The organism is Arthrobacter sp. 49Tsu3.1M3, assembly GCF_900168135.1.
Taxonomy (GTDB): Bacteria; Actinomycetota; Actinomycetes; order Actinomycetales; family Micrococcaceae; genus Arthrobacter.
In genome coordinates this window covers 119,192-144,374 of sequence record NZ_FUZD01000009.1, presented here as the reverse complement: position 1 = coordinate 144,374, position 25,183 = coordinate 119,192, and the positions used below count along the sequence as shown (strand labels likewise).

Below are 25,183 nucleotides of genomic sequence, written 5' to 3'. Positions count from 1 at the left end.
CCCCCAGCCAGGCACAGTCCTAATGCTTGTGATGGTCCTCAGGCGGGGTGCAGCCGTCAAGGGCCAAAGGGGTGTCTTCATACGAAGACGGCCGCCAAGCAGTTGTGCTTGGCGGCCGTTTTTCGGCAGGCCGGCGTCAGGGAGAGTCAGCCCGTGGCGCCGGCGCCTAGAGGCGCACGCGCCACCACAGGGTGGTCGCGGTGCAGGTTTCCGAGTGCTGAGGCGCCCTGCGGCGACCCCAGTTCCTCGAAGAACTCCACGTTGGCGCGCACGTAGTCGGCCCACTCGTCCGGGACATCGTCCGAGTAGTAGATCGCCTCGACCGGGCAGACGGGATCGCAGGCGCCGCAGTCCACGCATTCGGACGGGTGGATGTAGAGCGAGCGTTCACCCTCATAGATGCAGTCCACCGGGCATTCGTCGATGCAGGCCTTGTCCTTGACGTCCACACAGGGCTGGGCGATCACGTAGGTCATGGCTGGCTACACACCCGTGTAGACGGTCTTGCCCCACGTGAAGAAGTCCAGTGCGGACTTCCCCTGTTCGCGGAACGTGTTGGTGGAGGAGTCCTTGACGCCGCCGAACGGCACGTTCAGGTCCAGGCCCGCCGTCGGACGGTTGACCTTGATGACCCCGGCCTGGGCGCGGGCGGCGAAGTCCGTGGAGAACGCCAGGGAGTCGGTGCAGATGCCGGCGGTCAGGCCGTAGCGGGAACCGTTGACCGCGGCGAGCCCGGCCTCGTAGTCCGGGACTTCGAGGACGGCCACGACGGGTCCGAAGATCTCTTCGGTCACGGCGGCGTCGTCGAAGGGCAGGTCCGTGAGGATAACGGCCGGGAAGAGGAATCCGGCGTCCGTGCCGCCGTCGTACTCGCCGTGCAGCAGCGTGGCGCCGCGTTCGACGGCGGTGCGCACCGCGGCCTGGTTCTGTTCGAACTGCTGGCTGCTCACCACGGCGCCCATCTTTGCGGCCTCGAGGCCGTCGCCGGCGGTGTACTGCGCGGCTTCCTCGATGAGGGCCGCCAGGAATTCCCCGCGGATGCCGGGCGTGACGTAGACGCGGGACGTGGCGGTGCAGGCCTGGCCGGTGAGGCCGAACGCGCCGGCCGCCACCACCTGGGCAGCCTTGCGGGGATCGGCGTCGTCCAGGACCAGCACGCCGTTCTTGCCGCCCATTTCCAGCTGGACCCGGGCGCGGCGGGCGTTGAGGATCTCCTGCAGCCCGAGCCCGACGTTGGTGGAGCCGGTGAAGGACAACCCGGCGATGCGGGAGTCGCGGGCCAGGGCGTCGCCCACCACGCGTCCCTTGCCGTGGACCACGTTGAACACGCCGGCGGGCAGGCCGGCGTCCTGCAGGGCGCGGGCCAGGTGCGTGGCGGAGAGCGGGGTGAGCTCGGCCGGCTTGATGACCACGGCGTTGCCGCTGATCAGTGCCGGGGCGGACTTCCAGGCCGGGATGGCGATGGGGAAGTTCCACGGCGTGATGAGCCCGACGACGCCGAGCGCCTCGCGGCGGGTGGTGATGGTGGTGTCCGGCAGGCCGCTGGGCAGCACCTCGCCGGTGGCGGCCCAGCCGAGGGAACCGAAGAAACGCAGCACGTCGGAGGCGCGCTTGACCTCGCCCTTGGCCTCGGCGAGGGTCTTGCCCTCTTCACGGACGAGGTCCTCGGCGATGGCGGTCTGGCGCTCCAAGAGCAGGTTGCCGGCGGTCATCAGGATGGCGCCGCGGGACGGGGCTGGCAGGGCTGCCCAGGCCGGCTGCGCGGCGGCGGCGGCGGTGATGGCGGCGTCGACGTCGGCTGCGGTGCCGCTGGGGGAGAGGGCGGCGAGCTCGCCCGGGCGGGCCGGGTTCATCCGCTCGGTGTCCGCCCCGCCGAGCCATTCGCCGTTGATCAGGTGCCGGGCGGTGAGAAGATCCAGCGCTGTTGCGGTTGAGGTGTCTGTGTCGGTGGAAGTCATGGTGTTCCTTCGTGAGAGTCGGGAAGAACAGGAGGCGGGGTTAGAGCCCGCGGATCAGGCCGCCGTCGCAGCGCAGTGCCACGCCGGTGATGTAGGAGGCCGGGGCGCTGCAGAGGAACGCCGCGGCGGCACCGAATTCCTCCGGTTCGCCGTAGCGGCGCGCGGGGATGGTCCTGCGGGATTCGAGCTGGATTTCCTCGGGCGTGGTGCCGCGCCGTTTAGCGGCGGCCTTGTCCAGTTCCGCGACCCGGTCCGTGGCGATGCGTCCGGGAAGGAGCATGTTGACCGTGACGGCGTCAAGCGCCACCTCGGCGGCGAGGGTCTTGAGGTAGCCGGCCAGCGCCGCGCGGCCGGTGTTGGACACAGCCAGGTTCGGCAGTGGTGCCACGACGCCGCTCGACCCGACGGCCAGGATCCGGCCCCAGCGCCGTTCCCGCATGCCCGGCAGGATGTGCGAGATCAGGGCGTGGTGCGGTTTGACGAGTTGTTCGAACGCCGCGGCGATGTCCTCGGCGCCGAGGGTGGCGGCCGCGCCGGGCTTCGGCCCGGGACCGTTGAGGACCAGGATGTCGATGGGCCCGAGTTCCGCGACTGTCTGTTCGACGGCGGCGGCCACGCCTTCGGCGGTGCTCAGGTCCGCTTCGATGGCGACGGCGCCCGGTCCGTAGGCGTCCGTCAGTTCGGCCACGATCTCCTTGGCGCGGACTTCGCGCCGGCCGGTGATGGCCACCCGGACGCCTTCGGCGGCGAGGGCCCGGGCGATGGCGAGGCCCAGGCCGCCGGTCGAGGCGGCCACAAAGGCGGTCTTTCCGCTGATTCCGAAATCCATCAGTTCCTCCCCGCCGTGGTCAGCACGGCGGCCGGGTTCGGGCCGAGGGCCTCGGCGGCCTCGGCCAGGTGCGTGCGCAGCCCGGTCCGGAGAACCTCCGGGAACGGCGCGGCCGGTGCCCGGACGCCGGCGTCGGCAATGAGTCCGCGCTGGTGCAGGCATTCCTTGCGGATCGCCAGCGCGATTTTCGCCTGCTGCTCGAAGTTGATCAGCGGCAGGTAGGGCAGCAGGGCGTCGCGGGCGGCCTCGTAGCCGTCTTTCTGCCAGGCCCGCACGCAGGCGATGAGCGCTTCCGGGTAGGAGAAACCGGTCATCGCCCCCGCGGCGCCGGCCATGAGTTCGTCCAGCAGCCCCTGGCCGCCGAGACCGCCGAAGACAGAGACGTCGAGGGCTGCGGTGAGGTGCCCGATGGCCACGGAGGTGGGCGGCGCCTCGGCCTTGACCGCGGTGACGAAGCCGCAGGCCTGCACCACGGAAATAAGCGCCTCGGTGCTGATGTGGACGCCGCTGGCCAGCGGGTAGTCCTGCAGCACCACGTTGGCGCCGGTGGACTGGTGGATGGCGTTCAGGTGCGCGATGACCACACCGGGGTTGGCGGAGTTGGCCTGGACCATGACGGCCGAGAGCCGGTCCCCGGTGGCAGCCTGGATGGAACGGATTTCATCGACGGCCGTGCCGGTGAAGAGGGATGTCACTCCCACCACGAGGGGCAGGCGCGTTTCCTCCATGACCACTTCCAGGACCAGGCTGCGCTCGGCCGCCGTCAGGGCCGCGGCCTCGCCGAACACGCCCAGGACCGTGAGTCCCGTGGCGCCGATCGACTCGTAGTAGCCCACGAGCCCGGCCAGGCTGTCCGTGTCCACATCCAGGGTGCTGCCCTGGAACGGTGTGGCGACGACGCCCCACACGCCGGGTGTCAGTGACTCCCGCATTGGTTTCTCCTTCTAAGCTCTTGTTGTTTTTCGAGCGGCCGAATATCAGGCGGTGGATCCGCTAGCGGCCCGGCCAGTGCGGCGCGCGCTTCTCCTGGAAGGCGCGGACGCCCTCGGCGGAGTCTTCGCTGTCCAGCGCCGCCATGAGGGCCGGGAGCCGGAGGCCGCGGGCCTCGGTGGCGGTCAGGTGCGCGGTCTGCGTGACCATCTGCTTGACCGCCCGGACCGAGGTGGGGGCGCAGGCGAGGATCTGGTCCACCCAGCGCTGTACCGCGGCGTCGAGCTGGTCCGCGGGGACCACCTCATTGACCAGGCCCATGGACTGCATCTCTGTGGCCTCGGCCTTCCGCCCGGTCAGGAGCATGCCCATTGCCTGGGTGTACGGGATCCGGCGCACCAGCTGGTGGATGCCGCCGTCGAGCGCCAGGCGCCCGACACGCGGTTCCGTCAGCCCGAAGCGGGCCGTGTCCGCGGCGATCACGATATCCGCGCCAAGCACGATCTCCATGCCGCCGCCGAGCGCATAACCGTTGACCCGGGCGATCACCGGGATGTCCAGCGTGGTGCGCAGGCTGAGCCCGCCAAAGCCGTTAGTGTCCAGCCCCGCCCAGTATTCGAGCCCGGTCTTGTCCACGGCGGAGGCGGACATGTCCGCACCGACGCAGAAGGCCCGGGTCCCGGCGCCCGTGATGACCACGGCGCGGACGTCCGGATCGGCTTCGAGCTGGTCCCAGATCTCGTTGAGCCGGGCCTGCGCGCCGCCGTCGACGGCGTTGAGCACGTGCTGGCGGTCGATGACCACGGTGGCGACGTGGTTCTCGATGGTCAGGGTGACCTGGTCAACGGCGGTGGGAACTGAGGCGGTCGTCCCGGCCTCTGAAAGGGCGGTCATCGCAGGACCCCCAGCTGCTGCAGGCGCTCGATGGTCTCGGCGTCGAAGCCGTTCTCCAGCAGCACCTCGACGTTGTGTTCGCCGAGGCGCGGGGCCACCCGGCGGATGGTGGGCGGGGTGGCGGAGAGCCGGATGGGTGCGTTGAGCATCTTCACGGTGCCGACGCCGGGGTGTTCGGCCTCGACGATCATGTTGTTGGCGTGGGTCTGCGCATCGGCCAGGGTCTGCTCCAGGGTGTGGACCGGGGCGTTGAGCAGTCCCTGCTCTTCGAGCCGGGAGGTCCAGTATTCGGTGGTGTTGGTGGCCATGCGCTCGCGGAAGATGGCCTGCAGGGCCGGCTTGTGCTTGAACTGCTGTTCGAGGTTGGCGAACTCGGGCCGCTGGGTGAGGTCCTCGTCCAGACCCAGGGCCTCGGAAATGCGCAGCAGCGGGTCCGGGGTGAAGCCGCCCACCATGCAGACGGCGCCGTCGGTGGTTTCAAAGACGCCGCTGAGCGGCATGGCGCCCCAGTTGACCTCGTAGCCGCGGTTGAGCTGCATGCAGGCCTCCTGCATCTGCAGGTGCAGCATGGAGTCGTACATGGTCACCTCCACCTTTTGCCCGACGCCGGCGGACTCGCGGGTGCGCAGTGCCAGCAGGATGCCCTGCATGAGGTGCATGCCCGTGATGTAGTCGCACAGCGTGGTGGGGTAGATGGCCGGCTTCATGTCATCCGACTCGCGCCGCCACATGACGCCGGAGTAGGCCTGGGCGATCGCGTCCTGGCCGCCCTTGTGCGAGTAGGGGCCCTCGGGGCCGAAGCCCGTGCCGGAGGCCCAGATGATGCCAGGGTTCTGCTCCTTGAGGTCCTCGTAGCCGAAGCCCATTCGCTCCATCACGCCGGAGCGGAAGTTGCTGACCACGACGTCCGCGTCGGCGAGCAGCCGGCGCAGGACGGCTTTGCCCTCATCGGTGCGGGTGTCCACCGAGATGCTGCGCTTGTTCCGGTTGATGGACAGGAAGATCGGGTTGTCCTGGCCGTCCTTGTCCGGGAACGAGTTGCGGGAGATGTCCCCGGCGCCGGGGCGTTCCACCTTGATGATGTCCGCGCCGTAGTCACCCAGCAGCTGGGTGCAGGACGGGCCCATGAACACCTGGGTGAAGTCCACGATCTTGATGCCCTCGAGGGGGAGCGGGGTGCCGGCCGCTTCGGGGGCGGCCGCCGTCGTGTCTTCTGCCGTTGATTCCGCGTTGAAGAGTTCGTCGATGACGGTGCTCATGCCCCCACCACCGCGTCCAGGTCAAGGGTGGCGTTCGACGACGGGACGTCGCCCGGGTCGGCGCCGTGCCGGCGCATGCCCTGCTGGATGTCCAGGGCGGAGACGTCGCGGACGAGGGTGCCGTTCTGGATCGCCAGCGCGGCGGCGACGCCGACTGCCTGGCCCATGGCCATGCAGGGCGGGATCTCGCGGGACATCTTCTGGGCCTCGGGGGTGGCGGAGTAGTGCCGGCCGGCGACGAGCAGCTGGTCAACTTCCTTGGGCAGCAGCGAGCGGAAGGGGTAGTAGTAGTCGCGGCCGCGGGCCACGGTGTCGGAGAAGTGGCGGCGGGAGGTGACATCTTCCTTGGTCATGACGTACTCGCCTTCGAGCAGGCGGGTCTGGCGCACGCCCATCTGGGATGCGACGTCGAGCATGTAGCAGTTCTCGAAGCCGGGCAGGTTGGCGCGGACGTAGTCCACGGCCTCGGTGATGCGGTCCCGCGCGGCGAACTCCGCGGCCGTCATGTCCGCCGGGTCGACGCCGTCGAACCCGGTCATGTGGGGTGCGTTGCACCAGACGACGCCGTCGATGGGGGTCTTGAGCCACCACAGTTCCCAGGCGCCGCCGAGGAGGCGCTTGATCTTGCGGTTGATGGCGCGGGCTTCCTTCGGGTTGGCCTGTTCGAAGGCCTCCGCGGCGTTGGTGTCCACGTTGCCCAGGCGGAAGACGAGCGTGGTGAGGTAGCTGTCCTTGACGTAGCTGGCGCCGGCCCGGGAGGCGACGTCGATGTCGCCGGTGGTGTCGATGACGATGTCGGCCATGAAGGCCTGCGGGCCGGACTTGGTCTCGCAGATGACGCCCTTCATGACGCCGTTGTCCACGACGGGGCGGGAGAACCAGGAGTGCAGGCGCAGGTTGACGCCGGCCTCGCGGACGAGGTCGTTGGAGACACGCTTCCAGCCGTCCGGGTCGAAGGCGGCGGCGTAGCAGACCGGCTTGGGGGTGGTGTGGGAGTGGAAGTCGAAGGTGCCGTAGCGGCCCCACTTGTTCCACAGTTCCTCGGAGGTCTTGCGGTCATCGGCCGGCGGGACGATTGCCAGGCCGAGCTTCTGCAGCCGCTCGACGTACTCGGAGACGATGCCGGTGACCGTGATTTCCTGGCCGTTGATCATGTCATCGAGCACCAGGACCATGCCGCCGGAGGCGAGGCCGCCCAGGGAGGAGTAACGTTCCAGCAGCGTGACGGAGGCGCCCGAGCGGGCCGCGGTGACGGCTGCGGCCACGCCTGCGGGGCCACCGCCGACGACGAGGACGTCGGAGCGGGAGATGACGGGGGCGGTGAGGTCCGCCGTGGTGGTGCTGAGTTCCAGCGACGACATGGCTGTGGACGGGTTCATGGGGATCCTTACTGTTTCGGCCGAAGTGCCGTTAGAGGCGTGCCGTGGGAACGGGTGCCGTGGGAACGGGTGCCGGTGACGTAGAAGACGGTGCCCGGCAGTAACGCGGCAACGCTGACCGCGAAATCGACCCGGCAGAGGGTATGACGCATCGCGGCCCGTTGCGGGCCGTGGTGCGGGCTGATGGAGGGGTTCCGGCGGACACCGCGGTATAGAGGCGTCCGGACCGGCGAAAGGTGACGGCGGCTAGGGCCGGCGGATCACCACGCGTGAGGTGCGTTAACCCAGATTGCTACGCAGACCTCTTCGTAGCTGTTCTTGTACCAGTGGGGCGTATCCGAGGAGAAGGTGATCGAATCGCCCTCTTCCAGGGTGTACTTCTCGCCGTCCAGGAAGATGTCCTTCCGGCCGGAGAGCACGATGCCGAATTCCTCGCCGCTGTGCCGGAAAGGAGTGGCGCTGGTGTCGTGGCCTGGCGGACTCACGATCCATTGGGCCTCCAGCGCACCGTTGAGGTCCGGGGTGAGCAGTTCGTAAACCGCTTCACCCACGGACTTCTTGGTGACGCCCTTGAGGTTCCGCCGCTCGGCCTTGCGGACCACGGGGGACCTGGTTTCCTCCTGTCCGAGGAAGAACTTCCCCACCGGAATGTCCAGGCCGTGTGCCAGCTGCGCCAAGGTGGTGAAAGAGGGATTGGCCAGGCCGCGTTCGATCTGGCTGACGATCGCCGGGCTGAGGCCAGTGACTTCCGAGAGCTTCGCAAGGGTCATTCCTTTGTCCTTGCGCATGTTGCGGACCTTGTTGCCTACGGTGGCAAGAAGGACGCTCGTGCCGGCGGGGGAATGTCCCGTAACGATTTCGTTGGTCATGCTCCGACTCTCTCTCGGTGAGCTAACACACATAACTATAGTGAAAACTTTTAGCGAATCAAGGTTTTGCTGAATATTTTTACGATTCCGGGCTGAATCTGCGCCTGACGTGGGGCTTTGCAATCCGGCCCTGGGCCGGCCCGCTGCGGGCGGATGGGACTTCTCCGAAAACCATTGACTCTGTGAAGATCTTCAATATAGTTGTGTGAGCCGCAACACTTTGGGGAAGAACGCTTCAAACAGGTTAGGGCGCACAGCCTTCTGGCGAAAGGTGCATCCGACCCGCGAACACGTTCCCTTCCTTAAGCAAAGCTGCCGTGACATCTGCCAAGCCATCCGCAGAACACGATGTTGGCCGGCCACCAGGGACCAGTTCCTTGGTGCCGTGCTGGATGGCCCGTTTGCATTCAAGCGCTACGAAGAGGCATGCGTAGCTATCTGGGCTAACTCGCCTCCCATGTGGTGAGCCGGTCCCGCCCCGCGGACCAAGCCAAACGATAGTTTCGATTGCCGGCGACCCCAACAGGGGTGCCCGCCGGCAATCCGTACCCTCACGCACCCCGAAAGTGCGGGGGAAGGAAAAAGGAATCATGACTGACACTGTCGTCAAGACTGACCTGGAGACCGGCCGCAAGTCCCGGCTGTCTCCGGAAGTCCGCCGGGGACTGCTCGGCCTTGGACTTGGAAACACCCTGGAATGGTACGACTGGATGGTCTTCGGCCTGCTGTCGGCCTTCATCGGACCCAAGTTCTTCCCGTCGCAGGACCCCGTTGCCGCGACGCTGAGCGCGCTGGCAGTCTTTGCCGTCGGCTTCGCGTTCCGTCCGCTGGGCGGCATCCTGCTCGGCACCTTCGCCGACAGGATCGGACGACGGCGGGTAATGCTCTGGTCCATCATGATGATGGCGATCACCACCCTGATCATTGCCGTGTCGCCGACCTATGACCAGATTGGCCCCGCGGCCGGCGTCATTCTGCTGGTCTGCCGCATCGTTCAGGGCATCTCCACCGGCGTCGAAGCTCCGCTGTCCACCGCCCACGCCGTCGAACTCGTCCCCGAGGGACGCGAGGGCTTTGTCGCCGGCATCATCTCCTTCTACGTCAACGCAGGCATCCTGCTCGCCTCGCTGGTCAGCTACCTGTCGTCCCTGATGCTCGGTGGGGCCGTCATGGCCGACTGGGGATGGCGTGTGCCGTTCATCGTCGGCGCAGCCTTCGGCTTCGTCGTTGTCTACCTTCGCCGGACGCTTCCGGAAACCATGAAGCCCGAAGAACTGGCGAACAACTCCGCCAAGACCGTCTGGGGCGGGGTGCGCAAGCACTGGCTCAGCGTCCTGGCCATCACCTTCGTCGTCGGCGCGGCGCAGGCCTACAACTACGCCTGGAACACCGGCCTCCCGACGGCGGCCCGCACCGGCTTCAAGGAGGACGCTACCGCCGTCTTCGCGCTCACCACCATCCTCGGCGTCGTGCTGGTTGTCGGCAGCCTCATCATCAGCAAGGTCGCTGACGGCAAGTCGATGTCCAAGTGGTTCCTGATCACCCGTGCGCTGGCCATTCCGTCCGTCTTCCTGATGCTGATGTACGTCAAGCCCGGCATCGCCGGCTTCGCGGCCGTCCTCCTCGGCGGCTCGGTTGTGCTGGTCCTGAACATGACCCTGTACAACGTGGTCACCAGCTCCCTGATGCCGAAGGGCTGCCGCGGCGCCGGCACCGCGCTCGGCTACGGCCTGGGCGTCGCGCTCTTCGGTGGCACGGCCTCCTACCTCCTGGTCTGGCTCCAGTCCATGAACGCCTCCTGGATCTTCCCCGTTTACGTGGCCGTCCTGTCGGCGCTCAGCATCGTCTTCTACCTCCTCGCCCGGAAGAAGAACGGCATCTTCATCGGCAGCTAGCACACACAGCCGGGCGAACACAGCCGGCCACGAAACAGCCAGGCCAGAACACAGGCACGCAAGAACAGCGGTAAGCAGGAACGGAAAGTGGGACCCCTCATGGACGCCAGTCGCCCGGACACGAACGGTTTGCAGGCAAGCGTGATCTCCTTTGATCTCGACGCCTCCGACGTGGAGCTTTACGAGGCAGCGCGCGCGCTGTTGCTCACCGCCCACCACAGCGAGAACCACCGGGTCGCGGCCGCCATGCGCGGTGCGTCGGGGGCCATCTATCTCGGACTGCACATCGGCGCCAAGCGCATCAATGTGTGCGCCGAATCCAGCGCCCTCGCCAATGCCCGCATGGCACAGGAGCCAGCGATCCACTCCGTGGTGGCCGTCAGCATGGACGGGCAGGGACACCCCCAAGTCACCAACCCGTGCGGCCTCTGCCGGGAGCTGCTGCGTTCTTACGGAACCGAGACGTCTGTACTGGTCGATGCCGGGGGCGAGGTGGGCAGGGTCCGGATCAAGGAACTGCTGCCTTTTCCCTGGATGCGTGCCACCGAAACGGAGTGGGACACTGTTCCGCCCCGCGTTCAGGAACACGCAAGCTAACGAGCCGCCGCGGCACCCGCACCATCACCGGCGGCAACGGCAGCGGTAAAAGCATCACGGAAGGCCGGGACTCACAAGGTCCCGGCCTTCCGGCGTGCCGGGACGTTCCGCCGTCGGACGAGCCCAGACGCCACACAGAAAGCTGGTGCAGCCGCCGCGTTTCCGCTAAACCACTGCACCAGCAGGTAGTACGAATTTTCTGAATACTATGAAACGTTACTCATTCGCGGCTCCCTATGTCCCGGGGGTTGATGACCGGGTCTCTACGTCTTCTTCCAGGTGCCTCGTCATCAGCCAGCCTGCGCCGGCCATCACCACGCCCATTACCATGAAGGCCCAATTGTCCATGGTGTTCAGCGACAGGAAGTTGGCCGCCGAATCCACGCCGACGATGAAACCGTAAATGCTAAGGACGATGTACAGCAGACCGGAGCCCATGAGGAAATTCCGGGCGCCCAGGGCAGTCCGGGACATGGTCAGGCCGGTGGCGCCGATCGCGAGCTGAACGATGTTCAGCAACATCGACACCTGGAACAGGCCCAGGAACAGGGCCTTGGAAGCGGGCCCGAAGAACCTCAGTTCGCTGTAATTCGTAGTGATGCCGGGGATGAACCCCAAGATGCCCACGACGATCAGGACGATACCTGCACCCATGCCGACGTTCTGTACATCTGTCCGACCAAAATGAACGCCGTGTGCATGAGGAGATGCGGTAGTCATTATCTGCCTCCAACCACTGATTGCGGACATTTACAATTTTACGACCGGGGTGTGCAAAAAGCGCCGGGAGGCCCCGACGGCAAATCCGGCGGATCCGGCCAATGTGCCTGTCGGAAACCGGCCGGATGCCGGGCCCGTGGCACCATGGATCTCGATGAAACTGCGCGCTGATCAGACCGGACAACGTGGCCTTCCCATGCCCCTGTGGCTGCAGGGCTCCCTCGAGTCCGCCCAGGCCGCCGTCATTTCCGCCCTCGTGGTGGTGGCCCCGATCGTCATGGTCTGGGCCACGGCCGGATTCCAGCATGACGGATTCGACGTCCTGGCGCGCCTGGCCGGCCAGGCCTGGCTGCTGATTCACGGCGTGCCCCTGCTGCTGGACACCGCCGGCGCCGGCTCCGCCGCGCAACCGGAATCCGGGACGCTCTCGCTCATCCCGCTGGGCCTGGCCCTCATCCCGTTCCTGCTCGCCTGGCGCGCCGGACGGCGCCTTGCCCGCGCCTCATATACGGACCAGCTCTGGCAGGCGCTGCTCGGCTCCTGGCTGGCGTACGCCGGATTCGGGATTGCGACGGGCTTCGTCTGCCGCACGGCCGACGTCGGCATCAGCCTCTGGGCCGCCGCGTTCATTCCCCTCATCCCGTTCGGGCTCGGCATGGTGGTCGGCGCGCGCCGCGAGGCCGGGTCATGGAGCCGGCTGATCGGCGTCGACGCCGTGGCCTGGCTGTCCCGTACCAGCCAGCACTCGCGTTGGGCCGGGTCCTACCTGGGCTCGGCCATCAAAGCCGGATCGGTGGCGCTGATGGCGGGCCTGGCGATGTCCGCCGCGCTGCTGGCCGTCGACCTCTTCATCCACTGGAACCTTGTGGTCGCCGTCTATGAAGGGCTCGACGCCGGTGCCATGGGCGGCGGTGTCCTCACCATCGTGCAGCTTGGCTTCCTGCCCAACCTCGTCGTCTTTGCGCTGGCCTGGATCTCCGGTGCGGGGTTCGCCCTGGGCGTCGGTTCGCTGGCCGGACCGCTCGGGACCGCCGTCGGGCCGCTGCCGTCCGTACCGGTGTTCGCCGCGCTGCCGGCCGGTTCCCTCGACTTCGGCTTCGTGGCCCTGGTGGTGCCGGCGCTGGCCGGGGCGCTGGCCGGCTGGTGGTTCCTGCGCGAGGGCGAAAACCACTTCGACGAATGGCTGTCCATCAAGATCCGGGCCCGCTGGTTTACCGCCGCCGCCTCCACCCTGGTGCTGGGCGCGGTGATCGGCTCCGTCGCCGGGCTGCTCGCGGCGGGGCTCGCCTGGCTGGCCCGCGGTTCGGCCGGCATCGGTCGGCTGACGGAGATCGGGCCCGACCCGCTGCGCACGGCGCTGTTCGTGGCCGCGGAGGTCGGGATCGGCGTCGTGATCGGCTACGCGGCCGGACCGTGGCTGGAACGCCAGCAGAAGCTGCGCGAGGCAGACCTGGAAACGGTCAGCAGCCGCTAGCGCGGAGCGTGGGTGCAGCTGTTAGCGCAGCTGCGTGGGCAGTTGCGTCGGCAGGGACTTCTCCAGTTGCGTCCGGCATTCCGAGGTTGCCTGCTGCGTCAGGGCATAGCGGACGCACTGCTGGTAATCGCGGATCTGGTTGAAGAACAGCGTCGAGGCCAGGACCACCAGCAGCATCACCGCCGAAACCACGAGCCCGGAGATAGCGCCGTACAGAACCAGCCGCGACTCCTTGTACTTCACCGCGCGGACCAGCACCACGATGCCCAGCCCAATCCCCGCCACCGTGAGCAGCGCGGTCAGCCATACGTAGCCCACATCGAGCTGGAAGACGAAGAACGAGCCCAGGACCGCGATGACGAACAGCCGGAACAGGGTGTGCGTCAGCCGTGCGGAATCTTGTGCTGCCTGGCCGACCGGTTGCCGGTCCGACTGGCCGCTGCCGGATTCCGTGGGGGGATTCATGTTTTCCAGCCTACGCGAGCGGCCCCATAAGCTAGGACCATGCGCATAGTTGTCCTCGTTTCCGGCACCGGCTCCAACCTCCAGGCAGTAATCGACGCCGTGAAGTCCGGCGCGCTCGACGTCGAGATCGCCGCCGTCGGCGCCGACCGGCCGGGGACGTTCGGGGTGGAACGCTCCGCCGCCGCCGGTATTCCCACTTTTGTGGTGGACTTCAAGGCCTACCCGGACAGGGCGGCCTGGAACGCTGCCCTGACCGAGGCCGTCGCCGGCTTCGCCCCGGACGTGGTGGTGTCCTCGGGCTTCATGCGGATTGTCAGTGCCGACTTCATCGACGCGTTTGGCGGCAAGTACCTCAACACGCACCCGGCGCTGCTTCCGTCCTTCCCCGGCGCCCACGGTGTCCGCGACGCGCTGGCCTACGGCGTGAAGGTCACCGGCTGCACGGTGCACTGGGCCGACGCCGGGGTGGACACGGGCCCCATCATCGCGCAGGAAGCCGTGGCGGTCGGGGACGGCGAGAGCGAGGAATCCCTGCACGAGCGAATCAAAGTGGTGGAACGCCGGCTTCTGGTCTCCACGCTCGCTTCCCTCGCCGCGGCCCACACCCCGCCTGACTTCGCTGCCTGATAGCGCTGCCTGGTTTCCCCCTTCTGCCTGGTGTCTCCCTTCCTGACTTCCCCGGCCGCCTGGCGGCGTTCGCGGCCAAACCAAGTGGTCGGACCCGCAAAACTGAGTACACGTTCCGAAAGTCAGGTACTGCAGGGCCAAAGACAGGTATTTCCGAGCCGGTGCAAGTAGTGAAATGGGCAATAGTCTGACGCAGTCTCATTCATTCGTTGCATCTCCGGGGGTTCTTCATGTCTCGATTCAGCCTTGCCAAAACAAGTCCAAAAGTCCTGTGTCTCACTGCGGCGCTCGTTCTCGGAACGGGCGCTGTTTCTGCTGCCATCGCCGCCACTCCAACGTCGGGAACGGGCGAAATCAAGGGGTGCTTCAACAACAACAACGGCGGTGAGCTGCGGGTACTCCCCGCGGGCGCCTCGTGCGATTCCAAGAAGGAAACCGCAATCTCCTGGAACGCCCAAGGCATTCAGGGTATCCAGGGCATCGCCGGTGCCCAGGGGATCCAGGGACTGCCCGGGGTGAAGGGCGACACCGGCGCCACGGGCGAAACGGGTGCCACGGGGGCAACCGGTGAAACGGGCGCCACGGGGGAGACCGGTGCCATGGGCGAGACGGGTGCCACGGGCGCCACCGGTGAAACGGGTGCCCAGGGCGAGAAGGGCGACACCGGCGACAAGGGCGATACCGGTGCCACAGGTGAGACGGGTGCCGTAGGTGCCACAGGCGAGACGGGTGCCCAAGGCGTCCAAGGCGTCCAAGGCGAGAAGGGCGATACCGGTGACAAGGGAGACACCGGCGCCACGGGCACTGCCGGGGCCGCCGGACTTCAGGGCGAGACGGGTGCCACCGGTGCAATCGGTGCGGCCGGACCCATGGGTGCCATCGGACCGGTCGGCCCTGCAGGGGCCAAGGGCGAGAGGGGTGCCACCGGCGCCACCGGTGCCGCAGCGTCCACCAGTGTGAGCGTCGCATCGGCCAGCGGCTCAACGCTTACGGTCGTCGCCAGTTGCCCGGCCGGCGACGTCGCCACCGGCGGTGGCTTCACGATCAACAGCGGCAACGGCAACCAGGTCGTGGCCAGCCAGCCGGTCGTGGGCGGATCGGGTCAGCCCACCGGCTGGTCCGTCACCCAGCTCAAGGCAAACCTGCTCTCGGTGTCGGTGACCTGCATCCAGTAGCCGGGGGATCGGACCACAGACGACGGCGCCCCTCACCTGTCCCAGGTGAGGGGCGCCGTCGTAATTTGGCGCGTTACTCGAGCCGGCGCTGCTTGGTCTCCGGGGCGAAGAACGCCATCCACAGCACGGAGAGCAGCACGAGGCCGCCGGCCAGGGCGAACGACGTCGCGAGCCCCAGCTCCGGCCACAGGAAGGCCGCGAAAATCAGCGGGCCGAACCCGGCGCCGAGCCGGGAGAACGTCGAGGCCCAGCCGAAGCCGGAGCCGCGCAGCTCCGTGGGGTAGAGCTCGGAGACGTAGGCATAGAGCACCGGGATGGCCACCTGCACCACGAAGCCGAACACCAGGAGCCAGAACACGGCGGCGGTGGGAATGTCCACCACGATCGCCACGATCACCAGCGTCAGCGCGGACAGCGGTCCGGTGATCGCCAGGATCCACTTGCGGCCCACCCGCTCCACCAGCAGGGCGGCCACCACCACGCCCAGGAGTCCGACGGCGGCCATCGACGCCGTGGTCAGGAAGGCCTTGTACTCCTCGAAACCGGCGCCGATCAGGATCCTCGGCATCCACGTCAGCGACAGGTAGTACACGAGCAGGATGCTGAAGAAGAGGGCCCATGCCGCCGTCGTGATCTTCCAGTTGAACTGCCAGAGGGCGCGCAACTGCGTCCACGCGCTCCCTGCCGAGAGGCGTGGTGCATCCTGCGGCGCGGGCAGGCTGTAGACGCGGGCCTCGGCGCCGGTGGCCTGGACCAGGCCGTCGATCACCTTGGCGGCCTCGTCGCGGCGGCCCTTGCGGATCAGGAACAGCGGGGATTCGGGCACGCTGCGGCGGATCCAGAACACCAGCAGCGCCGGGAGCACCATGACCAGCATGGTCAGGCGCCAGTCCGCGAAGGCCGCGACCAGCCCGGCGGAGACAAAACCGCAGAGGGCCGCGCCGATCGGCCACCAGCCGTCCATCGCGGTAAGTACCCGGCCGCGCTGTTTGCGCGGGGTGAACTCGCCCACCAGCGCGTAGTCCACCGGGATGCAGCCGCCCAGACCGAACCCGGCCAGGAACCGGAACACGACGAACCACATGAAGTCGGGGGAGAAGGCCCCGAGCACGGTGAAGATGGAGAAAATCAGCAGGGTCGCGGTGAAGGCCTTCTTGCGGCCGATGGTGTCCGCGATGGTACCCCAGACAAACGCGCCCAGGGCCATGCCAATGAGGTTCGCCGCGCCGATCCAGGCGGCATCGCCCGGGCTCAGCGACCAGTGCTTTGACAGCAACGGAATGAGGATGCCGTTCAGGGTGACATCCCAGGCATCGAACATGAAGCCCAGTCCGCCGATGAGGAAGATCCGGCCTTGGACCTTCCACCGCCACGGCAGTTCCTGGACCACCTGTTCGCCGCTGGGCACAGTGGTGTACGTGTTCATCTTGGCCTCCTGTGAAAACTCTACGTGGCCGGGCCGCGGCCCGCGTGCTTCACACTCCGGCGTGCGGGAGGGCCCGGCGCCGGGACGCGATAAACTGGCCGCATCCCCACCACCCGCGGCCCCGCCGCGATATAAGACGGAGACTTTTGTGAGCTTCACGCAGCTTGACCGTGTATCCATCGACCGAGTTCCCATCCACCGGGCACTGATTTCGGTCTACGACAAGACCGGTCTGGAGGAGCTCGCTCAAGGCCTGCACGCCGCCGGTGTCAAGATCGTCTCCACCGGCTCCACGGCCAAGAAGATCGCCGCCGCGGGCATCCCCGTGCAGGAAGTCGAGGAAGTCACCGGCTCCCCGGAAATGCTGGACGGCCGCGTCAAGACCCTGCACCCGCGCGTGCACGGCGGCATCCTCGCGGACCGCCGCGTCCCGGCCCACATGCAGACCCTGGCGGACATGGAGATCGAGCCCTTCGACCTCGTCGTCGTCAACCTCTACCCCTTCGTGGAGACCGTGAAGTCCGGTGCCGCGCCGGACGACGTCGTCGAACAGATCGACATCGGGGGCCCCGCGATGGTGCGCTCCGCCGCGAAGAACCACGCCGCCGTCGCCATAGTGGTGGACCCGGCATCGTACGGTGCCGTGGTGGAGGCAGCCGCCTCGGGCGGTTTTGACCTGAATACGCGCCGCCGGCTCGCCGCCAAGGCGTTCGCGCACACCGCGGCCTACGACACCGCTGTGGCCACCTGGACAGCCAGCCAGTTCCGCGACGAGGACGGCGACGGCGTGATCGACTGGCCCGCCTACGCAGGCCTGGCCCTGGAACGCTCCGAGGTGCTCCGCTACGGCGAAAACCCGCACCAGCAGGCCGCACTGTACGTGGACAAGGCCGCGCCGGCCGGCATCGCCCAGGCCGACCAGCTGCACGGCAAGGCCATGAGCTACAACAACTTCGTCGACGCCGACGCCGCCCTGCGCGCCGCCTTCGACTTCTCCGAGCCCGCCGTCGCCATCATCAAACACGCCAACCCGTGCGGCGTGGCCGTCGGTTCCGCGTCCGCGGCCGACCCGATCGCCGACGCCCACGCCAAGGCCCACGCCTGCGATCCCGTGTCCGCGTTCGGCGGCGTCATCGCCGCGAACCGCACGGTCACCGCCGGGATGGCACGGACCGTCGCCGGCATCTTCACGGAGGTCGTCATCGCGCCGGGCTTCGACGACGAGGCAGTGGAGATCCTGTCCAAGAAGAAGAACATCCGCCTCCTGGCCCTCCCGAACGGCTACGGCCGCTACCCGACCGAGTTCCGCCAGGTCTCCGGCGGCATGCTGGTGCAGGCCACGGACAAGGTCGACGCCGACGGCGACACCCCTGCGAACTGGACCCTGGCCGCGGGCGACGCCGCCGACGCCGCCACCCTGGCCGACCTCGCGTTCGCCTGGACCGCGTGCCGCGCGGCGAAGTCCAACGCCATTCTGCTCGCGGACAACGGTGCCGCCGTCGGCATCGGGATGGGCCAGGTCAACCGGCTCGATTCCTGCAAGCTCGCGGTCGAGCGCGCCAACACCCTCGGCGTCACCGTGGAGTCCGACGTTGACGCTGCCGGCGGTGCGGCCGGTACCGACGCATCCGAAGCCCCCGAGCGTGCCCGCGGCGCGGTGGCGGCCTCGGACGCGTTCTTCCCGTTCGCCGACGGACTGCAGATCCTGGTCGACGCCGGCGTGCGCGCCGTCGTCCAGCCCGGCGGCTCCGTCCGGGACGAGGAAGTCATCGCCGCAGCCAACGCCGCCGGCATCACCATGTACTTCACGGGAGCCCGCCACTTCTTCCACTAGGGCTCCACCTCTCGGGCTGCGGTTCGCGCACAAGGGACCCGCGCGAGGGGCCCGCACTGGAGACCCCCGCACAAGAGACCCCCGCACAAAAAATGGACATGCCCTCGCTATCCGGGGGACATGTCCATTTTTTGTGCCATCGAGTGGGCTGGTGGCCGGACCGCGGGACATGCCCACTCTTTCCGCGGGACATGCTCATTCTTCGCGGCAAGGAGTGGGCATATGGGGTATATGTCCAGGCTTCGGAGTGTGGGGAGGGCATGTCCAGCGGGCCGGGGGCGATCCGCTGTCGCACACAAAGCCAGCGCGGGGCCACTGCGTCCTCCCCACTGCTGAAGATGGGACGCAATGACCCCGCGCTGGGGTAAACAGGGTAGGCAGGGGAAACAAGCCAAGCTGCACGGGCCCCGCGAACGGAGCACGGGCCCCGCGAACGGAGCACGGGCCCCGCGAACGGAGCACGGGCCCCGCGAACGGAGCACGGGCCCCGCGAACGGAGCCCGTGCCCTCAGGTTAGGAAGCGGCCGCCGTGGTGTAGGCCTGCTGGATCACGCTGCCCCAGTACGGGCCGTACATCTTGGTGGAGTTGCTGCCGTAGCCGTAGCTGTTGATCGAGTTCTGGTAGCCGGAGGCGCTGGTGCCGATGAACCACGGACCGCCTGAGGAACCGCCGGTCATGTTGCAGGGGATCCCCTGGGTGTTGAACTGCGGGTTGTAGGGATCGTTCGTGGCGGTGCCGGAGCAGCTCTTGAGGGACTCACCGTTGAAGGGCGCGGCGGCGGGGTAGCCGAATGACTTGTAGCTCAGGCCGCGGGCGGCGTTGAACTGCAGCCCGGAGCCGCCGACGACGTCGCTCAGGTACTGGCCGTTGAGCGTGGACATGACGGCGAAGCCGGTGTCGTAGGTCATGTCACCCGAGGAGCTCCACTGGGTGGGGGCGTAGAGGGCCTTGGCCGTCCACTTGCCGTAGGGGGCCGCGCCGTTCAGGTACGCCGGGACGAACGTGAACTTGGTGGCGAAGGCGCCCGGGCCCTCATTCACGCAGTGCCCGGCCGTGGAGACCGTGCTCTTGTTGCCGGAGGAGACCGAGTTGCCGGAGCAGACGTAGTTCGTCCCGCCGAGGGTGAAGAAGACCTTGCCGATGTGCGGGACGGGGTTCTCGCTCGCATTGGTCTTGGTCTGGAGCGTCTGGGACTGCAGCTTGGGAGCCGCGGCCTCGACCTTGCTCGGCGCGCCCGTTTCCGCCGGGCCCCTGGCCGCGGAGGCCTTGCCATTGCGCTTCATGGCCCTGTCGGCTAGGACGTCGCCGGGGACGGCGCTGCGCATGCGTTCCGCGGTCCAGTAGTCGGCCGCGCCCGTCTCGGTGACGGCGTGGCTGGCGACATCGGAGGCGGAAACCGGTGCCTTGGCCGGTGCGGGGGAGGCCGTGGCCGCCCCCGCGGCACTCAAGGCCAGCAGCGCGGCGGCCGAAAGAGTCAGCAGGCTGGTGGCCAGAGTCTTGGGTGTTCTCATGGGTGTCCTAACCGGTGGAAAAGCGGGGCGGCCGCTGTTGGCGGCCGCTGGATGGAACGAAACTACGGCAATTTGACTAACCTGTAAAGTCGCTTGTCAATTTTTGTTATGCCGCGTCGGGATGTCACTCAGCCGTCCGCGCACGACGCCGGTAGGCGCCAACGGGGGCACCTCGGGTAAGTTAGGGGGTGTTGAGATAACACAAGATTCCGGAAATACCCAGACCTTCAGGGAGACGCCCGCGCAATGGCAAAGATTATCTATACCCACACCGACGAAGCGCCGATGCTGGCCACCTATTCGTTCTTGCCGATCATTGAGGCGTTCGCCTCGACGGCCGGTGTGGAAGTGGAGACCCGCGACATCTCGCTGGCCGGCCGCATCATCGCCGTGTTCGGCGACTACCTCACCGAAGAGCAGCGCGTCAGCGACGCCCTCGCCGAGCTTGGTGCCCTCGCCAAGACGCCCGAAGCCAACATCATCAAGCTGCCCAACATCAGCGCCTCCGTGCCCCAGCTGAAGGCCGCCATCGCCGAACTCCAGGGCCACGGCTACGCGCTGCCGGACTACCCGGACAACCCCTCCTCGGACGAGGAAACGGACATCCGGTCCCGCTACGACAAGATCAAGGGCTCCGCCGTGAACCCGGTCCTGCGCGAAGGCAACTCGGACCGCCGCGCCCCGCTCTCGGTCAAGAACTACGCCCGCCAGAACCCGCACAGCATGGGCGCCTGGACGCCGGAGTCCAAGACCAATGTGGCCCACATGGACGCCGACGACTTCCGCTCGAACGAGCTGTCCGTGGTGATCGAGGCCGACACCAACATCAAGATCCAGCTCGTCAAGGAAGACGGCACCGTCAAGGTCCTCAAGCGTGCCTTCCCGGTCCTGGCCGGCGAGGTCATCGACGGCACCGTGATGCGTGCCGCGGCCCTGGACGCGTTCCTCGCAGCCCAGGTTGCACGGGCCAAGAACGAGGGCGTGCTGTTCTCGGCCCACCTCAAGGCCACCATGATGAAGGTCTCGGACCCCATCATCTTCGGCCACGTCGTCAAGGCCTACTTCGCGGACCTCTTCGCCACCTACGGTGAGCAGATCGCCGCCGCCGGCCTCAGCCCCAACAACGGCCTTGCCTCCATCCTCAACGGCCTCGAGGACCTGCCGGAGGAGATTCGCGGCGACGTCCAGGCAGCCATCGAAAAGGGCCTCAACGACGGCCCCGAACTCGCGATGGTCGATTCCGACAAGGGCATCACCAACCTGCACGTGCCCTCCGACGTCATTGTCGACGCCTCGATGCCGGCCATGATCCGCAGCTCGGGCCACATGTGGGGCCGCGATGGCCAGGAAGCCGATACGCTCGCCGTCCTCCCGGACAGCAGCTACGCCGGCATCTACCAAGTCGTGATTGACGACTGCCGCGCCCACGGGGCCTTCGATCCCACCACCATGGGCACCGTCCCGAACGTCGGCCTCATGGCCCAGGCCGCCGAGGAATACGGCAGCCACGACAAGACGTTCGAGATCCAGTCCGCCGGCACCGTCCAGATCGTCGACGACGCCGGCACCGTGCTGATCGAGCACAAGGTTGCCCCGGGCGACATCTGGCGCGCCTGCCAGACGAAGGACGTGCCGATCCGCGACTGGGTGAAGCTGGCCGTCACCCGTGCCCGCGCCTCCGCCACGCCCGCCGTCTTCTGGCTGGACAAGGGCCGCGCGCACGACGCCCGGATGATCGCCAAGGTGGAGGAATACCTCAAGGACCACGACACCGAGGGCCTGGAAATCGCCATCATGTCCCCGGACGAGGCGACGGCCTTCACGGTGGAACGCCTCCGCAAGGGCGAGGACACCATCTCGGTGACCGGGAACGTGCTCCGCGACTACCTCACCGACCTCTTCCCGATCCTGGAACTGGGCACCAGCGCCAAGATGCTGTCGGTGGTGCCGCTGATCAACGGTGGCGGCCTGTTCGAGACCGGCGCCGGCGGGTCCGCCCCGAAGCACGTCCAGCAGTTGCTCAAGGAAAACCACCTGCGCTGGGACAGCCTGGGTGAATTCCTTGCACTGGCCGTCAGCTTCGAGCACCTCGCCACCAGCACCGGCAACGCCCGCGCCCAGGTCCTGGCCGACACCCTGGACCGTGCCACCGGAACGTTCCTGCTCGAGGACAAGTCCCCGAAGCGCAAGGCCGGCGAGCTGGACAACCGCGGCAGCCACTTCTACCTGGCCAAGTTCTGGGCCCAGGAACTGGCCAGCCAGAACGACGACGCCGAGCTGGCCGCGGCCTTCGCCGCCGTTTCTGACGCGCTGAACTCCAACGAGGACACCATCACCGGCGAACTCCTGGCCGTGCAGGGTTCCCCGGTGGACCTTGGCGGGTACTACCGGCCGGATGCGGCCAAGGCCGCAGCGGTCATGCGCCCGTCGGCGAAGTTCAGCGAAGTGCTTTCGACGCTGACCAAGTAGTCCCAGCCGCAGCGCTCCGGCAGCGCGGCAGGTCGCCACGCAGAACGCCCCGTCTCCCGAAAGGGAGGCGGGGCGTTCCGCTGTCCGCCCGCCGGAGCAAACAAACCAGCCAGATCAGTGCGAACGTCCGGTCAGCGCCGCTGGTCGTGGCCGAAGGGCGGCTCGGGGGCGAGGTCGGGATCGGCGTCCACGCGCTCGAACGCGGGCTCCGCGCCATATCCCACTTCTTCTTGGAGCGGCACGGCGGTGGTGGCGCCCGGAGCGACTCCGTCCACGCGTCCGCGCCAGCCGCCCGTCTCGGCCCCCCGTTCTTCGATAAACTGCTTGAATTTCTTCAGGTCGGCAGCAACCTGACGGGAGTCAAGGCCGATTGCGGCGCCGATCTTTTCCGCCGCCGAGTCCGGCTCCCAGGTCAGCTCGACGTTGACCTTCGTTGCGGCCTCGCCGAGGTCCTCGAACCAGACGGTGCCGGCGTTCCGCGGTTCATCAAGGCTCTCCCACGACACGCGCTGGTCCGGTTCCTGCGTGGTGATCCGCGCATCGTACTCACGCCGGACTCCACCGATGCTGGTCTTGAAATGGACAGTGGTGTCATCCAGCTGATTAACCGATTCCACGCCGCTCATGAAGTGCGGAAATTCCTCGAATTGCGTCCACTGGTTGTAGGCCTGGCTTAGCGGAACATTGACTTCGATGGATTCCTGAACTGTTGCCATGCAGGCGCCACTCCTTCGATTGGCGGACCGCAGTCCGCGATTCTTGTCGTTGACCGGCATCAAGCCGTTCCTCCACGCTAGCGGGCCTCCGCCGAAAAGGTAAGCAGGCTGACGATAGTGACGGCGGAGGCGCCGCGTTCGGTATGCGGGGAGGCCGATGCCGGTCGCGGCCTCATGTGTCGTGGAATCCCGTGCGGCAGCAAGGTAAGCGGCGCGCCTTAGCCCTTACCCTTCCCTTTGTCCCTCGACTTCCCCTTTCCGGCCGGGGCCGGGGCCGGGGCCGGGGCGACGGCGGCCGGGGCCGTCCGCGCGGCAGCGACCTGGGCTGCTGCCTGAGCCGCGGCAGCCTGCTCAGCCGCTGCTTTGTCGGCCGCCGCTTTGTCAGCCGCTGCTTTTTCTGCAGCCTTGCGGGCCGCCTCGGCCGCCTGCTGCGCGGTAAGGTCCGCCCGGACGGCGTCAATCGATGACTTGATGCTCTGGTGGCGTCTGAAGGACACCTCGCCGCTCGCGGCGACGGCATCCAGCCGGGTCAGCAGCTCGTCAAGGTGCTTCAGGGAACCCTCCGGGTCGTTGGCGGCTGCAGCCTCGCTGACAGCCAGGACTTCGGATTGCAGTTGCCGGGCCGCGCCGCTGCCCAGTTCGGGGGCCGGGGAGCCGCAGCCGGCCAAAGCCCCGGCGGCCAGCAGTCCGGCGAGGAGGCTGGCGGTCATCCGATACCTGACCCGGCCGCGGTCTTGCCCGGCGGTTTGCGAATCGCTCACGGTTCCACGCCCTTCTGCAGTTCCCTCAGGTGATCGCCGAGTGGTCCGGTGACGGTGGGGTAGGGGACGACGTCGGGCGCGGCGGGGGCGGACAGGGCGACCGCGATCGTCGCCACGAGGGCAAGGACTGCCAGCACGGCGAGCAGCACGGCCACGCGGGTGCGGGGCCGTGCCCGGAGGAACCATGCGGCCCCGCGCGACACGGAGCGGCGGCGGCGCGGGCGCAGCGGCAGGGCATCCGGGTCCAGCAAGTTCAGGTGGCGTGTTCCCGACGCCGCAGCCGTTGCGGCTCCGGGCCTGGGTGGGCGGGGCCGCCTTGCCGGCGGGGCCGGGAGGACCCGGGTGGGTTCCGCTGTGACCGGTCCCGGCAGGGATCCGGGGGAAACGAGGGCAACACGGAAGGCTGCCTCGAGCTCGGCCGCCGCGGGGCGGTCCAACGGGTCCAGGACTGTCATGGCCTGGATGAGCCGGGCCCACTCCTCGGGCACGGAGTCCGGAATGACAGGGGCGCGGTGCAGGCGGGCGACGGCGGATTCGACGGCGCTGCCCGGGTACTCCACCTCGCCCTTGAGGCATTCGAGCAGGACCAGGCCCAGCGAGTAGATATCGCTCGCCGGACCGAGGTCGGCCCCGCGGGCCTGTTCGGGGCTGAGGTAGGCGGCGGTTCCGACCATGGTTCCGGTGGCCGTCAGCCGGGTCCCGTCGATGATCCGGGCGATGCCGAAGTCTGTGAGCTTGGGCCGAAGCGGCTCTCCCGGCCGGACCGGCACCAGGAGGATGTTGGCGGGCTTGATGTCCCGGTGGACAATGCCGAGGCTGTGGACATAGGCGAGGGCATCGGCGATCCCGGCGCCCACCACGGCCAACTCGGCCAGCGGCAGGGGACTGTGGCGGATCCGGGCCCGCAGATCCTGGCCGTCCACGAGCTCCATGGTCAGGAAGGGCCGGGGCTCCTCGGGGATCCGGGTGTCCGTCCCGGCGTCGAACAGCGTGACCAGGCTTGGATGATTCAGGGTGGCCAGCAGCTCGATCTCCGCTTCCTGGCGGCGAAGCTCGTCGGGATCGGCCGATTGCGGTGCAAAGAGTTTCAGAGCGACGTCCCGGCCAAGGTTCAGGTCCTTGGCCGTGTAGACCGACGCCATGCCGCCCCGGCCAATCACCTCCCCCAGCTGATAGCGGCCGCCCAAGGGCTCCGCCGTGATGCTGTTGGGCGAACTGTTCACGATGTCCCCGTATCTTCCGTGTGCGCACCGACGGCGCACCTAAAGAATGATAAGGGTAATTAGTATCCGCTTCTGTTCAGAGTGGCGCGCCGGTCCCGGTATCGAGGCGTATTCCCTCACCGGCCGGCCACCCGCGGGCGCCCCCGCCGGAGCGTGCCGTTCGGTCCCCCA

22 protein-coding genes are annotated in these 25,183 nt (G+C 67.7%); 7 read left to right on the top strand and 15 right to left on the bottom strand.

Features of this window, described 5'->3' with window-relative positions; all coding sequences use genetic code 11:
* Nucleotides 1-146: 146 nt before the first annotated feature.
* The 8 genes from fdxA to B5X90_RS12110 all read right to left on the bottom strand — a co-directional run bounded on the left by fdxA (nucleotide 147) and on the right by B5X90_RS12110 (nucleotide 8,118).
* Entirely contained in the window at nucleotides 147-476 is a 330-nt protein-coding gene (fdxA, locus tag B5X90_RS12145) for a ferredoxin (protein WP_026537861.1), read from the bottom strand.
* A 6-nt stretch (nucleotides 477-482) separates the two neighbouring features.
* Nucleotides 483-1,958 (bottom strand): aldehyde dehydrogenase family protein, encoded by a 1,476-nt coding sequence (locus tag B5X90_RS12140; protein WP_079553335.1) that lies wholly within the window; start codon nucleotides 1,956-1,958, stop codon nucleotides 483-485.
* Between the two features lie 40 nt (nucleotides 1,959-1,998).
* Nucleotides 1,999-2,787, bottom strand: a complete 789-nt coding sequence (locus tag B5X90_RS12135; protein ID WP_079553333.1) for an SDR family oxidoreductase — start codon at nucleotides 2,785-2,787, stop codon at nucleotides 1,999-2,001.
* A complete protein-coding gene (locus B5X90_RS12130) occupies nucleotides 2,787-3,719 on the bottom strand; it encodes a dihydrodipicolinate synthase family protein (protein ID WP_079553331.1) in 933 nt (310 codons plus the stop codon). Before B5X90_RS12130 ends, B5X90_RS12135 begins: the two co-directional genes overlap by 1 nt.
* Nucleotides 3,720-3,780: 61 nt before the next feature.
* Nucleotides 3,781-4,611 carry an enoyl-CoA hydratase-related protein gene (locus B5X90_RS12125; protein ID WP_079553328.1) on the bottom strand — a complete coding sequence of 277 codons (831 nt, stop codon included), beginning with the start codon at nucleotides 4,609-4,611 and terminating at the stop codon, nucleotides 3,781-3,783.
* Entirely contained in the window at nucleotides 4,608-5,870 is a 1,263-nt protein-coding gene (locus tag B5X90_RS12120; protein ID WP_079553326.1) for a CaiB/BaiF CoA transferase family protein, read from the bottom strand. The genes B5X90_RS12125 and B5X90_RS12120 overlap by 4 nt, the downstream gene beginning before the upstream one ends.
* Nucleotides 5,867-7,249, bottom strand: coding sequence for an FAD-dependent oxidoreductase (locus tag B5X90_RS12115; protein WP_079553323.1), 1,383 nt, complete (start codon nucleotides 7,247-7,249; stop codon nucleotides 5,867-5,869). Before B5X90_RS12115 ends, B5X90_RS12120 begins: the two co-directional genes overlap by 4 nt.
* 260 nt (nucleotides 7,250-7,509) lie before the next feature.
* On the bottom strand, nucleotides 7,510-8,118 hold the full coding sequence (locus B5X90_RS12110; protein WP_028277301.1) for a helix-turn-helix domain-containing protein: 609 nt from the start codon (nucleotides 8,116-8,118) through the stop codon (nucleotides 7,510-7,512).
* Nucleotides 8,119-8,708: 590 nt separating this feature from the next.
* On the opposite strand from B5X90_RS12110, the gene B5X90_RS12105 reads away from it, so the two are divergent.
* A complete protein-coding gene (locus tag B5X90_RS12105) occupies nucleotides 8,709-10,013 on the top strand; it encodes an MFS transporter (RefSeq protein WP_079553321.1) in 1,305 nt (434 codons plus the stop codon).
* 87 nt (nucleotides 10,014-10,100) lie between these two features.
* Complete coding sequence (locus B5X90_RS12100) at nucleotides 10,101-10,610, top strand: hypothetical protein (protein WP_079553319.1); 510 nt, start codon at nucleotides 10,101-10,103, stop codon at nucleotides 10,608-10,610.
* Between the two features lie 234 nt (nucleotides 10,611-10,844).
* Here B5X90_RS12100 and B5X90_RS12095 read toward each other — a convergent pair whose 3' ends face one another.
* Nucleotides 10,845-11,264, bottom strand: coding sequence for a DUF4383 domain-containing protein (locus B5X90_RS12095; RefSeq protein WP_256860192.1), 420 nt, complete (start codon nucleotides 11,262-11,264; stop codon nucleotides 10,845-10,847).
* A 220-nt stretch (nucleotides 11,265-11,484) separates the two neighbouring features.
* Between B5X90_RS12095 and B5X90_RS12090 the strand changes: the two genes are divergently transcribed.
* Complete coding sequence (locus B5X90_RS12090) at nucleotides 11,485-12,804, top strand: cell division protein PerM (protein ID WP_079553315.1); 1,320 nt, start codon at nucleotides 11,485-11,487, stop codon at nucleotides 12,802-12,804.
* 21 nt (nucleotides 12,805-12,825) lie between these two features.
* On the opposite strand, the gene B5X90_RS12085 is transcribed toward B5X90_RS12090, so the two are convergent.
* A complete protein-coding gene (locus B5X90_RS12085; RefSeq protein ID WP_079553313.1) occupies nucleotides 12,826-13,269 on the bottom strand; it encodes a hypothetical protein in 444 nt (147 codons plus the stop codon).
* Between the two features lie 39 nt (nucleotides 13,270-13,308).
* Between B5X90_RS12085 and purN the strand changes: the two genes are divergently transcribed.
* Together purN and B5X90_RS21795 are read left to right on the top strand one after the other, a co-directional pair.
* Nucleotides 13,309-13,896, top strand: a complete 588-nt coding sequence (gene purN / locus B5X90_RS12080) for a phosphoribosylglycinamide formyltransferase (RefSeq protein WP_079553311.1) — start codon at nucleotides 13,309-13,311, stop codon at nucleotides 13,894-13,896.
* A 230-nt stretch (nucleotides 13,897-14,126) separates the two neighbouring features.
* On the top strand, nucleotides 14,127-15,071 hold the full coding sequence (locus tag B5X90_RS21795) for a collagen-like protein (protein ID WP_079553382.1): 945 nt from the start codon (nucleotides 14,127-14,129) through the stop codon (nucleotides 15,069-15,071).
* A gap of 73 nt (nucleotides 15,072-15,144) precedes the next feature.
* On the opposite strand, the gene B5X90_RS12070 is transcribed toward B5X90_RS21795, so the two are convergent.
* Nucleotides 15,145-16,497 carry an MFS transporter gene (locus tag B5X90_RS12070; protein ID WP_079553309.1) on the bottom strand — a complete coding sequence of 451 codons (1,353 nt, stop codon included), beginning with the start codon at nucleotides 16,495-16,497 and terminating at the stop codon, nucleotides 15,145-15,147.
* 148 nt (nucleotides 16,498-16,645) lie between these two features.
* Between B5X90_RS12070 and purH the strand changes: the two genes are divergently transcribed.
* Nucleotides 16,646-18,331, top strand: coding sequence for a bifunctional phosphoribosylaminoimidazolecarboxamide formyltransferase/IMP cyclohydrolase (gene purH / locus B5X90_RS12065; RefSeq protein ID WP_079553307.1), 1,686 nt, complete (start codon nucleotides 16,646-16,648; stop codon nucleotides 18,329-18,331).
* Nucleotides 18,332-18,844: 513 nt separating this feature from the next.
* On the opposite strand, the gene B5X90_RS12060 is transcribed toward purH, so the two are convergent.
* Nucleotides 18,845-19,843 carry a trypsin-like serine peptidase gene (locus tag B5X90_RS12060; RefSeq protein WP_079553304.1) on the bottom strand — a complete coding sequence of 333 codons (999 nt, stop codon included), beginning with the start codon at nucleotides 19,841-19,843 and terminating at the stop codon, nucleotides 18,845-18,847.
* A 246-nt stretch (nucleotides 19,844-20,089) separates the two neighbouring features.
* On the opposite strand from B5X90_RS12060, the gene B5X90_RS12055 reads away from it, so the two are divergent.
* Nucleotides 20,090-22,312 carry an NADP-dependent isocitrate dehydrogenase gene (locus B5X90_RS12055; protein WP_079553302.1) on the top strand — a complete coding sequence of 741 codons (2,223 nt, stop codon included), beginning with the start codon at nucleotides 20,090-20,092 and terminating at the stop codon, nucleotides 22,310-22,312.
* Between the two features lie 131 nt (nucleotides 22,313-22,443).
* On the opposite strand, the gene B5X90_RS12050 is transcribed toward B5X90_RS12055, so the two are convergent.
* The 3 genes from B5X90_RS12050 to B5X90_RS12040 form a co-directional block, all read right to left on the bottom strand.
* The gene (locus B5X90_RS12050) at nucleotides 22,444-23,088 is read right to left on the bottom strand and encodes an SRPBCC family protein (RefSeq protein WP_256860190.1); all 645 of its coding nucleotides are present in this window, start codon (nucleotides 23,086-23,088) and stop codon (nucleotides 22,444-22,446) included.
* Nucleotides 23,089-23,246: 158 nt separating this feature from the next.
* A complete protein-coding gene (locus B5X90_RS12045) occupies nucleotides 23,247-23,738 on the bottom strand; it encodes a mucin-associated surface protein (protein ID WP_079553298.1) in 492 nt (163 codons plus the stop codon).
* A gap of 47 nt (nucleotides 23,739-23,785) precedes the next feature.
* Nucleotides 23,786-25,015: a serine/threonine-protein kinase gene (locus B5X90_RS12040; protein ID WP_179129124.1), complete on the bottom strand. Its 1,230-nt coding sequence runs from the start codon at nucleotides 25,013-25,015 to the stop codon at nucleotides 23,786-23,788.
* Between the last annotated feature and the right edge of the window lie 168 nt (nucleotides 25,016-25,183).